This is a genomic window from Flagellimonas okinawensis (assembly GCF_029194005.1).
In the GTDB taxonomy this organism is placed as follows: Bacteria; Bacteroidota; Bacteroidia; order Flavobacteriales; family Flavobacteriaceae; genus Flagellimonas; species Flagellimonas okinawensis.
In genome coordinates this window covers 495,281-509,860 of sequence record NZ_JARFVA010000002.1, presented here as the reverse complement: position 1 = coordinate 509,860, position 14,580 = coordinate 495,281, and the positions used below count along the sequence as shown (strand labels likewise).

Annotated in this window: 11 protein-coding genes; 5 read left to right on the top strand and 6 right to left on the bottom strand. The window is 41.3% G+C overall.

Translation table 11 applies throughout. From position 1 onward, the window contains the following. Positions 1–11: 11 nt before the first annotated feature. From PY091_RS08100 to PY091_RS08075, 6 genes are all read right to left on the bottom strand, one after another. The gene (locus PY091_RS08100; RefSeq protein ID WP_275649202.1) at positions 12–290 is read right to left on the bottom strand and encodes a F0F1 ATP synthase subunit delta/epsilon; all 279 of its coding nucleotides are present in this window, start codon (positions 288–290) and stop codon (positions 12–14) included. An 85-nt stretch (positions 291–375) separates the two neighbouring features. Beyond that, on the bottom strand, positions 376–1,884 hold the full coding sequence (gene atpD, locus PY091_RS08095; protein WP_207028196.1) for a F0F1 ATP synthase subunit beta: 1,509 nt from the start codon (positions 1,882–1,884) through the stop codon (positions 376–378). Between the two features lie 162 nt (positions 1,885–2,046). Continuing rightward, positions 2,047–4,806, bottom strand: a complete 2,760-nt coding sequence (locus PY091_RS08090) for a TonB-dependent receptor (protein WP_275649201.1) — start codon at positions 4,804–4,806, stop codon at positions 2,047–2,049. Between the two features lie 208 nt (positions 4,807–5,014). Continuing rightward, the gene (gene glmS, locus PY091_RS08085) at positions 5,015–6,862 is read right to left on the bottom strand and encodes a glutamine--fructose-6-phosphate transaminase (isomerizing) (RefSeq protein WP_275649200.1); all 1,848 of its coding nucleotides are present in this window, start codon (positions 6,860–6,862) and stop codon (positions 5,015–5,017) included. A 129-nt stretch (positions 6,863–6,991) separates the two neighbouring features. Next, a complete protein-coding gene (locus tag PY091_RS08080; protein WP_275649199.1) occupies positions 6,992–8,797 on the bottom strand; it encodes a DUF4270 domain-containing protein in 1,806 nt (601 codons plus the stop codon). A gap of 5 nt (positions 8,798–8,802) precedes the next feature. Continuing rightward, positions 8,803–9,612, bottom strand: a complete 810-nt coding sequence (locus PY091_RS08075) for a glycogen/starch synthase (RefSeq protein ID WP_275649198.1) — start codon at positions 9,610–9,612, stop codon at positions 8,803–8,805. Positions 9,613–9,714: 102 nt separating this feature from the next. Between PY091_RS08075 and panC the strand changes: the two genes are divergently transcribed. The 5 genes from panC to radA all read left to right on the top strand — a co-directional run bounded on the left by panC (position 9,715) and on the right by radA (position 14,546). Next, entirely contained in the window at positions 9,715–10,563 is an 849-nt protein-coding gene (gene panC / locus PY091_RS08070) for a pantoate--beta-alanine ligase (protein ID WP_275649197.1), read from the top strand. A 12-nt stretch (positions 10,564–10,575) separates the two neighbouring features. Then, entirely contained in the window at positions 10,576–10,926 is a 351-nt protein-coding gene (gene panD / locus PY091_RS08065) for an aspartate 1-decarboxylase (protein WP_119606997.1), read from the top strand. A gap of 3 nt (positions 10,927–10,929) precedes the next feature. After that, entirely contained in the window at positions 10,930–11,895 is a 966-nt protein-coding gene (locus PY091_RS08060; RefSeq protein ID WP_275649196.1) for a lysylphosphatidylglycerol synthase transmembrane domain-containing protein, read from the top strand. A 25-nt stretch (positions 11,896–11,920) separates the two neighbouring features. After that, positions 11,921–13,063 (top strand): alpha/beta hydrolase, encoded by a 1,143-nt coding sequence (locus PY091_RS08055; protein WP_275649195.1) that lies wholly within the window; start codon positions 11,921–11,923, stop codon positions 13,061–13,063. A gap of 124 nt (positions 13,064–13,187) precedes the next feature. Further along, the gene (gene radA / locus PY091_RS08050; protein WP_275649194.1) at positions 13,188–14,546 is read left to right on the top strand and encodes a DNA repair protein RadA; all 1,359 of its coding nucleotides are present in this window, start codon (positions 13,188–13,190) and stop codon (positions 14,544–14,546) included. The last annotated feature ends 34 nt before the right edge of the window (positions 14,547–14,580 follow it).

The following is a 14,580-nucleotide window of genomic DNA, read 5'->3' as shown; positions in this document are numbered from 1 at the left end:
ATTCATTTATTTTAATCGGCTAGGACGATTACTTTATTATCTTTCATCTCCACTGTACCACTTGTAATTGCCAAAACGGTCTCTCCATTGTTTCCTTTGGAAAACTTGTCGGCAAAATCCTCATCAATGGTGATGTTACCTTTCACTTTTACGTTTCCAGCTTGTAATAGGGACACGATAGGTGCGTGGTTCTCCAACATCTGGAACTCTCCATTTACTCCTGGCACGGTAACCGAGGTTACGTCTCCTGAGAATAAAGTAGCTTCGGGTGATACTATTTCTAAATACATATTTTCTCTTGTCATTCCCGTGTAAACGGGAATCTATTTGTTTTGACTTAATTAATAATGGATTCCCGCTTTCGCAGGAATGACACTATGCTTCCGCCAACATTTTCTCTCCTGCCTCGATAGCTTCCTCGATGGTACCTTTAAGGTTGAAAGCAGATTCTGGTAGGTGATCTAGCTCACCGTCCATGATCATGTTAAATCCTTTGATGGTCTCTTTAATATCAACCAATACTCCAGGAATACCTGTAAACTGCTCCGCTACGTGGAAAGGCTGAGATAAGAAACGTTGTACACGTCTAGCTCTACCTACTGCTAACTTATCTTCTTCAGAAAGTTCTTCCATACCCAAGATGGCAATAATATCCTGAAGTTCTTTATAACGTTGTAATAACTCTTTTACACGCTGTGCACAATCGTAGTGTTCTTTACCCAAAATCTCAGGAGTCAAAATCCTAGAAGTTGAATCCAATGGATCCACAGCAGGATAAATACCCAACTCGGCTATTTTACGTGAAAGTACGGTTGTTGCATCCAAGTGAGCAAATGTTGTCGCTGGTGCAGGGTCAGTCAAGTCATCCGCAGGAACGTAAACCGCCTGTACAGATGTAATGGAACCTCTTTTTGTTGATGTAATCCTTTCCTGCATGGCACCCATTTCTGTTGCCAATGTTGGTTGGTAACCTACCGCAGATGGCATACGACCTAAAAGTGCGGATACCTCAGAACCTGCTTGGGTGAAACGGAAAATGTTATCTACGAAGAAAAGTACGTCTTTACCTTGTCCTTCTCCTGATCCATCACGGAAATATTCAGCAATGGTCAATCCAGACAATGCCACACGAGCACGTGCTCCTGGTGGTTCGTTCATCTGACCGAACACGAAGGTAGCCTTGGATTCCTTCATTGCTTTTTTATCTACTTTGGACAAATCCCATCCTCCTTCTTCCATGGAGTGCAAGAAATCGTCCCCGTATTTTATAATACCGGACTCCAACATCTCACGAAGCAAATCGTTTCCTTCACGAGTACGCTCTCCAACACCTGCGAACACGGACAAACCACCGTGACCTTTTGCAATGTTGTTGATCAACTCTTGGATTAATACGGTTTTACCTACCCCAGCACCACCGAACAATCCAATCTTACCACCTTTTGCATAAGGCTCGATAAGGTCGATTACTTTGATACCTGTGAAAAGTACCTCAGTGGACGTGGAAAGGTCTTCGAATTTTGGCGCTTCCCTGTGTATTGGAAGTCCATTGTCTCCAGTTTTAGGCAGTTCCTCCAAACCATCGATAGCATCACCGATCACATTGAAAAGACGTCCGTAAACATCCTCACCGATTGGCATTTGAATTGGATTTCCAGTAGCTACTACCTCTACACCTCTGCTCAATCCATCGGTTGAGTCCATAGAAATGGTTCTTACGGTATTCTCACCAATGTGTGATTGTACTTCCAAAACCAATCTTGAGCCATCTGCTTTTGCAATTTCAAGGGAGTCATAAATTCTTGGGATCTCTACCCCAGATTCAAACTCAACATCAATGACCGGGCCTATAATTTGGGCAACCTTACCTGTTACTTTAGACATTAGTATGTTTATTTATAATTGAATACGCGGAAAATAACCGCTATTTTTTCGGCTGCAAAGATATGCTTTTACATTTTTATTCAGAAACCGATTTCAGCTTTTTTTTCAATAAAAAAGGCGTTGGGATACCCAACGCCTTAAGTTTTGTTTGATTACTGTTGTTTAAGGGTTTATGCTCCAAGACAAATAGTAGATGGAACCTATATATCCAGTACCGATCGCAGTAAAGTATTCGTCCCCCATAAGGTTAGAACCACCAAGCTTAAACACTGATTTAATTGATGGCACTGAATAGTTGATCTGTGCATCCAAAACGGAATAAGCCGGAATTTCGCCATCCGCGAATGAAGCTTCCCAGAAATAGCTATCGCTCCATCTGTAGTTTACATTAAAACCAAAGTTTTTAAATAGGGAGGCATTTCCAAAAGAGGCTTTCACCTTGTGCTTTGGAGTGTTAAAGTTTGTTCTCAAGTCTGGGTATCTACCTTCATCGATGTCCAACTCGGCAAAGGTATAGTTCACTCCTAAATCAAAGTTTCCGATTTTGGTATCCACTCCAACAGTACCTCCATAGGAGTTGATCTCTGCATCTGAATTGGTGTAGGTTTGATACACTTGATAATCACCATTTTGAAGCGCCAATAAGGAAAGTCCTCCGTCTCCTGCCTCTCCATAAAAAGGCACGGCTGTAGTTGTGTTGGCCAAGAAATTAGTGTAGCTATTGTAGTATCCGCTCAAATCAATGGTGAACCTACCCACTTGTGCCCTGTAACCTGCTTCATAGGCCGTAATTTCTTCAGGTTGCGCCAATGGGGTGTTAACAGCTTCTGGAGCTCCCGCTTGCAACGAACTGGTAGAATAAGCATTCTCATACGCTGCTCTTCCCACTATTTGTACGGTAGATTGTCCTGTTAAGTTTTGTCCTGCTTCACTGATATCGAATGTTCTTACATCGCGATCTAAGTTATCCGGTGCAGAACCAACCAAAATAGCACGGCCTGCGTTCAATCCAATAAATAAGTCCTGAGTAGTCGGGTTTCTGAAACCTTGTTGCACGGAAACCCTAAGGTTATGATTTCTTTCTTCTCCCAAGGTATAGGCAAACGATACCCGTGGTGAAACAAATCCATCAAAAAACTCATTTTTATCATATCGTGCAGAGCCTGTAAATTTTAAACGATCATCAAAGAACTTTTTCTGAATCTGCAAGTAAGCGCCATATTCATTGTATTTGATAGGGCCATCAATATCCGTAAAAATAGTTCCATTGGAATTCAATTCGTATTCCCTGAAAGACCCACCAATTTGGATATCCGCCCAATCATCTATCAAATGTGCAATATTATAGTTTCCGTTTACATGACGGAATTTGGTTTTATCGATGAATTTTGCTCCAGTCGTTAGGTCCCCATCATTTATTACACTATTGAATGTACGTTCAAAGGCAGCTGTTCCGGGGAGCAACCTACCTTGGTCTGCAGCTTGTCTACCCGCAATGTGTGCTTGTGTAGACGCTTGTTCAGGACTTAGTCCCGCTCCTTGGATTCCGCCTAGATAAGTCGGGATATAAGCTGAAGCATAGTCGGTAAACCACTGAACGTCAGATTTCCAAGCTCTGTTTACATTGATTGCCGCAAAACGGGTATCATAAGCATCACCTGAATTCTCTGAAACTATATAGCCCCTAACAAAGAAGTTGTCGTTTTTGATTTCCAATCTATGTTGCTGCATGGTGAACCCAGCCACCGCGTAACGGTTAGCTCCTTGATAAATAGTAGTACCTCTACCGATCCTACTATTAAGGATGACTTCCAAGTCATCGGCAAAAGGTCTAATATGCACAGCAAAATCGGCCTTGACACTTTCTGCATTATAATTGGCCAAGTCAGCTTCATCATAACCGGTTCTGGAAATCACGGCGGAACCTACGGTACCAGTAGGGAAACCTGCTGCAGCATCAAAATCCAACACTGTGGACACTTCGTCCCCATAAACGTTAAGTCCATCATAAGCCGGGTTGGAACGGTCAGCACCTGGATTGTTCAAATCCATTCGGCTGTTGGCATGCCAATCCTCACCTGTCAATACCGACAAGTTTGCTTTAACAGCTACTTTATCGCTAAAGGCATGGGCGGCACGTACACCAAAATCTTTATAAAAATTACTTCCTGCAGCATCTTGTGTTGTTACACCACCTTTTGCATAAGCACTAATCCCTTGAAAATCAAAAGGATTTTTACTGGTCATGAACAAAATACCGTTAAATGCACCTGCCCCATACAAAGCAGACGATGCTCCTGGAAGAATTTCGACACTCTGTACATCTAATTCAGACATCCCCACTAGGTTACCCAATACAAAGTTAAGACCTGGTGCTGTGTTGTCCATACCATCTACCAATTGCAAGAACCTGTTGTTTGCAAAAGTTGCAAAACCTCTGGTATTGATGGATTGAAAGGTTAAACTGTTGGTGTTGATATCTACACCTTTTAAATTTTGAAGCCCTCCATAAAATGATTCGGCCGTTGTGTTCTTGATTTCCTTGAGTCCAAACCTTTCCACTGAAACCGGGGATTCAAAAATACGTTCCGGTGTTCTGGACGCCGAGATTACGATCTCATCCAACATGGTATTTGCTTCAGAAAGCGTAATTGTAAGAGTTTGGTTGTTTGATGTTACGGTTGTAGTAAAATCCGAATAACCTATACTGGAAAATTGAAGCTGAAAAGGGGGTTCTTCATCAGTATTAAAAGTAAAATTTCCATCAAAGTCCGTAGTGGTTCCTTCAGCTTTGCCTACCAAGACCACATTGGCCCCAGGTATCGGCTCATTGTTTTCATCAACTACCTTTCCCTCTACCGTAGTCTGGCCGTAAGTTGCCAAACCCAGTAGCATTAGGGAAACAAACATAAGTTTTTTCATTTGCTATGGATTAGAGTTAATTTAGTTTTTGTGCATGTTAAGTATCAGTCGGGAAGATACATTTTTTTTTATTTCAATTATACAAAATTGAAAAAAATTATGCATGCATAATACTTTTTTAGCAAAAAAAAGTATTCAAATATAAGTTTTCAACAAAAAAGGCGCTGAAATCAGCGCCTTTTTATCTTTATTATTTATGTCCGGGATTTTATTCCACTGTTACGGACTTAGCTAAATTTCGAGGTTGATCTACATTACAGCCTCTCATTACAGCAATATGATATGATAGCAATTGTAGCGGTATAGTAGTCAGCAGTGGAGATAAACTTTCGGAAGTATCCGGAACTTCGACGACATGATCGGCCAGTTCTTTGACCGTTTCATCTCCTTCCGTAACCACAGCTATAATCTTTCCTTTTCTGGATTTTATTTCCTGGATATTACTTACAACTTTTTCGTAATGGCCCTTTTTGGTTGCAATTACTACAACGGGCATTTGCTCGTCTATCAATGCAATAGGACCGTGCTTCATTTCAGCAGCTGGATATCCTTCCGCATGGATATAACTGATTTCCTTCAACTTTAATGCTCCTTCCAATGCTACAGGAAAATTATAGCCTCTCCCTAAATAAAGGCAATTTGCCGAATCTTTATAGGTATTTGAAATTTCCTCTACCAGTGGGTTTGACAACAATGCCTTTTCCACTTTTGCGGGCACTGCCTCCAATTCTGCCAAATATTCGTGATACTTGGATTGAGACAATGTTCCTTTTTCCTGTGCCAATTTTAGGGCAATAAGGGTCAAAACAGTTATTTGAGTCGTAAAGGCCTTGGTTGATGCAACTCCAATTTCGGGACCGGCGTGGGTATACGCCCCTGCATGAGTTTCTCTGGCAATTGATGAGCCCACCACATTACAAACTCCGAACACAAATGCACCTTTTTCTTTTGCCAACTTAATAGCGGCCAAGGTATCCGCAGTTTCCCCTGATTGAGAAATTGCTATTAAAACATCATTCTCTGTAATGACGGGATTTCTGTACCGGAATTCCGAAGCGTATTCGACTTCCACAGGTATTCTGGCCATATCTTCAAAGATATATTCCGCAACTAGTCCTGCGTGCCAGGAGGTTCCACAAGCAACAATTATTATTCTATTGGCATTAAGGAATTTTTCAAGGTTTTGATCGATTCCTGCCATCTTGATGATGCCCTTGTCAGCCAATAAACGTCCTCTGTAGGTATCCATGATCGCCTTAGGTTGCTCGTAAATTTCCTTGAGCATAAAATGATCGTACCCACCTTTTTCTATTTCTTCCAAATTAAGTTGAAGCTCCAAAATATTTGGGTAGGCAATCGCATCATCCTTGATTTTGCGGAGTTTGATTTCCTTGCCTATCCTTACAATGGCCATTTCCTCATCTTCTAGGTATACCGCATTGTTGGTAAACTCAATAAATGGCGATGCATCGGAGGCTATAAAATATTCGTTTTCACCAATACCAATGGCCAAAGGACTTCCTAGTTTTGCAACTACGATCTCGTCAGGTTTGTTTTTGTCAAACACCGCAATGGCATAAGCCCCTACAACTTGATTCAATGCTATCTGAACAGCTTTTCCAAGCTTTACCCCTTCTTTATTCTTAACTTCCTCAATAAGATTTACAAGTACTTCGGTATCTGTATCAGATTCAAAGGTGTATCCTCTTTTAATAAGTGCCTGCTTAATGGATTCATAATTTTCTATGATTCCATTATGGATAATTACCAAATCTCCAGAATTGGAATAATGTGGATGGGAATTCACATCGTTCGGCACACCATGGGTTGCCCAACGTGTATGACCAAGACCAAGTTTTCCTCCAGTAGGGATTGAAGACTCTGCCTTAGTTTTTAAATCTTCAACTTTTCCTTTTGTTTTGGCAAGATGAATGTTCTCACCATCGAAAAGGGTAACACCTGCACTATCGTACCCTCTGTACTCAAGCCTTTGAAGACCTTTAATGATTACAGGATAGGCCTCTCTATGACCAATATAACCAACTATTCCACACATAAGATTTTCCTTTAGTTAACTATCGTTTGGGGGTGGTTGCCAAATATAAAGTGTATACGGTAAAACGCATAGTTATGAATCATTTAAACGATAAACGTTCAAAAAACCACGACTAACCTAACCTTAGTTTTAATTGGCTTCCGTATAATAGATCTCTAGCTTGAGTTTCTTAGCTTCTTCTCCTGGCGCAACATTGCTGCCATATAGTATGGTACCCAAAGGACTCATTGTTGCACCAATTGGATAATCCACACCCTGCATATCCGTATCCACGGCCTCCTGTACCACTGCAAGGTTAATATTGGGTGTCAAAGTCAAACCTAATTGAGCATTGGTGGAATCCCTTACAATTATATTATTGATATGCTCCGTAATACGAATTGTATATTTAAGTCCCATGCCATTTTCTTTTTCTAACAAAGCATCATGACTAGGATAATATCTAAGGGAGTTCGGTCCTGAATTTGCAGTAATATCTTCGTTGGAAATATCGTATAAAGGCATATTTGTTTCGGCATTGTACAAATACAATCTCGGTGGCTCCACAGTTGAACCCGCCTGAGTCAAAGCGTCACGATCTACATAAAAAACGAGATTGGCTTCATTGATTACCCAGTTGTTCTGCTTTATCTGATTTATGATGTTAGCACCTCCGTTCTGAATTTCATCGAACAATCTAACTTCGGTAAGGGTACCACCTCCTTTAACATAAATTCTGGAAGCATTCTCACCACTTTCCAAATCCACTGGCATGATTTCATTTTCAAAAATATTGACGGCATTTCCCGTAAATCCGGATTGTGCGCTTCCAGCTAGGAAACTAAGGACAAAATCGCTCTCGGCGGTTATGGTTTCCTCCGTTTCTGGATCAAAGTCATCATATTCATAAGTGATGGTAATATTTGCCTCTGTCAAATCAAGCAAAAACATGAGCTCGTCCAAATCTGTACCGGACAAATGGATTCCTCTAAGGAAATTTTTAAAATTGGATTGACTCAACAATTCTGGTTGCCCCTCCTTATCCAAAATATTCTCTTGAAAAAAATCTGGGTTCAATGGAATTCTTATTCCCGGTGCCACTCTTGTGTCCACTACGGTTTGAGACTCATCAACATCTTCTGTATCCGGGTCGTCCTCCTCATAAACGAGCATTTCCATATCATCGATCACAACTGTGTTCTGACCTTCGATAGTTAATTCCTCTCCAATAAAACTGGAAAAATCCTGATTGGAGTAATACTCTTGTGCCTCTTCAAAATTGGAATTGGGATCCAAATCCCGGAGAAAATAATTAGATCTTGAAACCACCAAGTCAAAAGTTTGGTTCCTATCTCCATAAATACTGTCCAAATCGAACCTGTTGGGGTAAATGTTCGGTACAAAATCATCACCTGTACCATCCTCATCCGCATCATATGGGTTTGACCCTAACACACGTTCTTGATTGTCGGTTACACCATCACCGTCCCAATCGGAATTCGGGTCTTCGGCATCACCACCACTCTCCAACGCATCTGGAATACCATCTCCATCTGCATCAGGTGATGGAGCTGTTTGAAAAGGAATGTAAAGAATTACCTCTTTTACTGTTTCGTTTTCCTGGTCGTTGTCGGCATCATCTTCGCTCGCCTGACTAAGGTCGCCAAAAATCGGGGAAGTAGTTGCCAGTGAAAGTTGAGAAATAATACTTGCCTTTCTTTGACCATAAATGGGGTCGTTATAAGTCCCCAATTGGTATAGAGGAAGCCTGTTTGTCTGAACAGCGGTTATCCCTCTGTTATAGGCAAAAACATCGTACTCCGCCTTGCCTGTGGTGAAGGGCTCTCCTGCAATAACACCTTCTCCCAAGGTGTCCAATTCTTCTTCACAAGAGGCAAGCAGTAAAAACAAAGTTCCAACAAGGGCTGAAACTTTGAAAACATTGGAAAATCTCATTCAATCTATTTTAAAACCTCTGTATTATAGAAATTTGTGTATGCCTCTTCCGCTTCTTGAAGCGAAACGTAAGGCAATACCGGTACGGTAAGATTGTCAATATGAGCCTTTAGATCATCTGACAAATCCTCCGCGGCTAAAATAACGGCATCGGAATGATCTACGGCAACCTTTAACAAATTATTATACTCAGGGTTTGTCAACGCTGAAATTTCCTCTTTATCAATACCATCGAAAGCAATTTTATCTATCATGGCACTATCAAGCTCACCTTCAAAATCCTTACCGTAAACAGATGTAACTATTCTACTTTCTGCAAACAAGGGTTCATCCGCATAGTACTTTCTCAAATAGAGTGGAACCATGGAAGCCATCCATCCGTGAACATGAATGATGTCCGGCGACCAATTCAATTTCTTTACTGTTTCCACAACTCCCTTCGCAAAGAAAATAGCGCGTTCGTCATTATCCGGGAACAAGTTTCCATCCGCATCGGCAAATGTTGCTTTTCTCTTAAAATATTCGTCGTTATCTATAAAATAGACCTGGATTCTTTCTTTTGGTATGGAGGCTACCTTTATGATCAGCGGCATATCCATGTCATTGATCACCAGGTTCATCCCCGATAAACGTATTACCTCATGTAATTGATGCCTCCTTTCGTTAATATTTCCATACCTTGGCATGAAAATCCGTATTTGCCCACCATTACTGTTCACCATTCTAGGCGCTTCGTACGACATTAAGGAAACAGGATTCTCTGGGAGGTAGGGAACTAATTCAGAAGATACAAACAATACCTTTTTACCATTCATAAACACTTTCTTTTGTTTATCCGAAAAACATAGCTGCAAAAGTACAAAAATTATGCTGATTAGCAGTATTTATAGTATTTTTGCACCCTTTTGTACCTGTATATGAAGATATTCGACCGTAAAAATGACATAAACACGTTCACTATGGAGGAGCGTAAAAAAGACCGAACCATTGGTCTTGTACCTACTATGGGCGCTCTTCATGCAGGTCATATCTCCTTGGTAAAAAAAGCACTTTCGGAAAATGATTCGGTAGTGGTCAGCATTTTTGTCAACCCCACCCAATTTGACAAAAAAGATGATCTTGAAAAATATCCACGTACTTTCGAAAAAGATATCGACCTATTGGAACAGGTTTCGGACAATATAGTTGTATTTGCTCCCACTGTCGATGAAATATATGAAGGCAATGTAGCTTCCGAGAGTTATGAATTCGATGGCTTGGACAAAGTGATGGAAGGCGAATTTAGATCCGGACATTTTGACGGTGTTGGTACCATTGTAGAGCTTTTGCTCAGAACGGTGGCCCCGGACAAGGCCTATTTTGGCGAGAAGGATTTTCAGCAGTTGCAGATTATCCGAAAAATGGCCGAAAACAAAAAATTGCCCTATACCATTATCGGCTGCCCAATAGAAAGGGAAGCTCACGGATTGGCGATGAGTTCAAGAAACGAGAGACTCTCCAAAGACACACGTGAAAAGGCAGATTTTATCTACAAAACCCTACAGTCAGCGAAATCCAAATTTGGCACGGAAAGTGCTACATATATAGCGGATTGGGTGCAAACAGAATTTGAACAGCACCCCTTGTTCGATCTTGAATATTTTGAAATTGCAGACGAAAATACACTTACGCCCGCTTTAAAAATTCAAGACAACCAAAAATATAGGGCGTTTATTGCCGTTTACGCTGACGGTGTTCGCCTAATTGATAATCTAAGATTGAATTGATAATTTTGCACCATGCAAGTAGAAGTCGTAAAATCTAAAATTCACCGAGTAAAAGTTACCGGGGCAGACCTTAACTATATTGGGAGTATTACCATAGACGAAGATCTAATGGATGCCGCCAACATTATTAGGGGCGAAAAAGTTCAGATAGTGAACAACAATAACGGTGAACGATTGGAAACTTATGCCATTCCAGGCCCTAGGGGTTCTGGAGAACTGACCCTAAACGGTGCTGCCGCAAGAAAAGTGGCCGTTGGAGACGTATTGATCCTGATCACCTATGCTTGGATGGATATCGAAGAGGCAAAAACATTTAATCCAGCATTGGTATTCCCTAACGAGGAAACCAATTTACTCAAGTAAATTTTGGGCAAATCCCTGAAAAAATTCCTTAAGTTATTTGTACCCATCGCCTTTGGGCTATTTTTGGTTTGGTACTCCTATAACTCCACCACTCCGGAAGAAAGGGAACAGATCATACATTACATTTCCAATGCGAGCCCATTTTGGGTGACCATTTCCATAATCATTGGCATATTGAGCCATATTTCACGAGCCGTTCGCTGGAAATATCTTTTGGAACCCATGGGGTATCGCCCAAAAACCGTGAACACCATATTTATTGTATTAATATCCTATTTTGCCAATTTGGGTATTCCCCGCTCGGGCGAAATATTAAGGGCGACCGCACTTACCACTTACGAAAAAGTTCCTTTTGAAAAAGGATTTGGAACCATTGTGACCGAGAGGGTAATCGACCTTTTAATGCTTTTGATCATAATTTTGATTACTCTAGTGCTTCAAACTGATTTTATCCTCGGCTTCTTGGAAGAGCGAGGGGTAAACATTATTGGGGCCATTGGAATATTATTCGTTGGTATCGTTGGTTTGTTTTTGGGGTCTTACATTATTCGTAAATCCAAATCCCCATTTTTTTTAAAACTGAAAGGGTTTCTAAACGGGCTCCAAGATGGGGTGCTCAGTGTTTTTAAAATGAAAAACAAATGGCCCTTTATTCTCCACACATTATTCATCTGGGCCGCCTATTTTGGTATGTTCTGGGTGATAAAATACACGGTCGAAGAAACCATTCCTCTTTCCCTTGGTGAATTATTGGTGGCTTTTGTTGCTGGCGCCTTTGCCATGTCCACAACCAATGGCGGAATAGGCCTGTACCCTATCGCTGTTAGCGCAGCTCTAAGTATTTATGGCATCAGCTCGGTTTCCGGAGATGCATTTGGGTGGATCATGTGGATCGCACAAACTTTAATGGTCGTTGTTTTTGGTGCAATATCCTTCCTCATATTACCGTTATTGAATAGAAATCGGTAAGCCCCAGCCGCCTAAATCTTAACCAATGAAAAAATGTCTATTTCTACTGATAGGCTTCATTTGCTTGACTACCAATGCTCAAGTAAAAAAGGAGATTTTTGAATCCTTCAAACTACAGGAAAGACGGGACGTCTCCTACTATTTCCCGGAAGACTATACCGAAGAAAAAGCATATCCCTTGATCGTGGTATTGGATGCAGATTATTTGTTCGACCTAGTTGTAGCCAATGTAAAATTTCAAAGTAAGCTTGACCGTATGCCCGAAGCCATTGTAGTCGGTATTCATCAATTACAAAATGATCTTCGTTGGGAAGATTGCGACTACGAAGATATATCGGGCCTACCCACCGAAAAAGGTAAAATGTTCTACGAATTTTTGGGCACCGAAATCATTCCGTATTTAGCCACCAGCTACAACATTGCTCCTTTTAAAATGTTCGTGGGCTACGATATCACGGCCAATTTTGGCAACTATTTCTTGTTTAAAGATCGCTCATTTTTCAACTCTTACATAAGCATTTCGCCCGTTTTGGCAACCGAAATGGAAAGCCGGGTCCCAGCTCGCTTGTCCGAACTGGATCAGACCATCTTCTACAATTTGATCTTGGAAAAACAACCCACGGACGATAGACAACGCATCCTTCAAATGAACCATAGCATAAGTTCCATCACCAAAGAGTCCCTACATTACTTTTTTGATGAGTATGACGGAGCCGACCATACATCTATCGCCGCCTATGGAATAAGCAAAGCTTTTGACAATGTCTTTAGTATTTATAGACCCATTACACCAGCAGAATACAAGTCTGATATTTTAACTTCGGAAGAACCAGTCTTCAATTATTTGGAGAATAGGTACCAAACCATAGAAGACCTGTTCGGTTTTGAAAAGCCCGTTGAGCTCAACGATATTATGGCCATTTATGCGGCCTGTCTAAAAAAAGAGGATTATGAATCCTTAAAACCACTGGCCGAACTTTGCAAAAAAGAATTTCCTGAAACCATGATGGGCTTCTATTTTGAAGCAGAACATTATGAGTTCATCGGAGAGCCCAAAAAAGCGTTCAAAACCTTCGAAAAAGCTTTCCAATTGGAAGAAATCGACTTTTTGACCAAAGATATGGCCCTCGAAAAAATTGATGCACTTAAAGCAGACTTCGGATACTAGTAGCATGGATTCCTAGATTATTGGATTGTTAGATGATTTCCTCTCCAAAAATCCAACTATCCAACCATCCATATATCCAATCCACCATCTAATTCCATATCTTTAGGCCCCTCATTTAATTTGAATGGCCAAGACCAAAACAGCATTTTTTTGTCAAAACTGTGGAGCTCAATTTCCCAAGTGGGTAGGGCAATGTTCCTCTTGCAAGGAATGGAATACCATTGTGGAAGAAGTAGTCCAAAAAGAGGATAAAAAAAGTTGGAAAGCCGATAAGGTTGCTAAACAGGCAAACAAACCCCTTCGAGTTTCGGAAATCACACAGGAAAAGGAACTCCGTCTGGACTCCCTCGACCAAGAATTCAATCGCGTTTTAGGTGGTGGGCTCGTTCCAGGGTCATTGACTTTGTTAGGAGGCGAACCCGGTATCGGAAAAAGTACTTTGCTACTTCAGATTGCACTCAAACTACCCTACAAAATACTTTATGTATCGGGAGAGGAAAGTCAACGGCAGATAAAAATGCGTGCCGACCGCATTCAACCCAATAGCGAAAACTGTTACATCCTTACCGAGACCAAAACACAGAATATTTTTCAGCAAGTTTCGACCATCGAGCCCGATTTGGTTGTCATCGATTCCATTCAGACCCTACACACGGATTATATTGAATCTGCCGCCGGGAGTATTTCCCAAATTCGCGAATGCACCGCGGAACTCATCAAATTTGCCAAAGAAAGCCACACACCGGTTATTTTAGTGGGACACATCACAAAAGATGGCACCATTGCAGGCCCCAAGATTTTGGAGCATATGGTAGACACTGTCCTACAGTTTGAAGGCGACCGCAATTATGTATACCGTATTCTCCGTTCCCTTAAAAACCGTTTTGGTTCAACCGCAGAACTGGGCATTTATGAAATGCAGGGAAGCGGATTACGCGAAGTAAATAATCCTTCGGAGGTGTTGATTTCCAAAAACGACGAAGACCTCAGCGGCACAGCCATCGCTGCCACAGTGGAAGGCATGCGCCCCTTACTCATCGAAATTCAGGCTTTGGTAAGCACAGCTGTTTACGGAACACCTCAACGTTCTGCCACAGGATTTAACGCCAAAAGATTGAACATGCTACTGGCAGTTTTGGAAAAACGGGCAGGTTTTAAATTGGGTGCAAAGGATGTTTTCCTCAACATCACAGGCGGAATTTCCGTTGATGACCCTGCCATTGATTTGGCCGTTATGGCCGCCATCCTATCCAGTAATTCGGACATTGCCATTGAAAAAGGCATCTGTTTTGCCGCAGAAGTTGGACTTGCAGGAGAAATTAGACCTGTGCAACGTGTGGACCAACGCATTCTGGAAGCGGAAAAACTGGGCTTCTCCAAAATCTTCGTATCCAAAAACAATAAGATTGGGCTAAAACAGTCTGGAATTCAGATTCAAAAGGTCTCCAAGATTGAAGATGTGGTTGCCCATCTCTTCGGATAAATCTGTTTTTAACTGTTTCTTTCTATATTTAAAA

What these genes read in the sequence shown, in the direction of transcription:
- PY091_RS08100 (WP_275649202.1), bottom strand. Translation starts at nt 290, where the DNA reads ATGTATTTAGAAATAGTATCACCCGAAGCTACTTTATTCTCAGGAGAC.
- glmS (WP_275649200.1), bottom strand. Translation starts at nt 6,862, where the DNA reads ATGTGTGGAATAGTTGGTTATATTGGTCATAGAGAGGCCTATCCTGTA.
- atpD (WP_207028196.1), bottom strand. Translation starts at nt 1,884, where the DNA reads ATGTCTAAAGTAACAGGTAAGGTTGCCCAAATTATAGGCCCGGTCATT.
- PY091_RS08055 (WP_275649195.1), top strand. Translation starts at nt 11,921, where the DNA reads ATGAAAAAATGTCTATTTCTACTGATAGGCTTCATTTGCTTGACTACC.
- panC (WP_275649197.1), top strand. Translation starts at nt 9,715, where the DNA reads ATGAAGATATTCGACCGTAAAAATGACATAAACACGTTCACTATGGAG.
- radA (WP_275649194.1), top strand. Translation starts at nt 13,188, where the DNA reads ATGGCCAAGACCAAAACAGCATTTTTTTGTCAAAACTGTGGAGCTCAA.
- PY091_RS08075 (WP_275649198.1), bottom strand. Translation starts at nt 9,612, where the DNA reads ATGAATGGTAAAAAGGTATTGTTTGTATCTTCTGAATTAGTTCCCTAC.
- PY091_RS08090 (WP_275649201.1), bottom strand. Translation starts at nt 4,806, where the DNA reads ATGAAAAAACTTATGTTTGTTTCCCTAATGCTACTGGGTTTGGCAACT.
- PY091_RS08080 (WP_275649199.1), bottom strand. Translation starts at nt 8,797, where the DNA reads ATGAGATTTTCCAATGTTTTCAAAGTTTCAGCCCTTGTTGGAACTTTG.
- panD (WP_119606997.1), top strand. Translation starts at nt 10,576, where the DNA reads ATGCAAGTAGAAGTCGTAAAATCTAAAATTCACCGAGTAAAAGTTACC.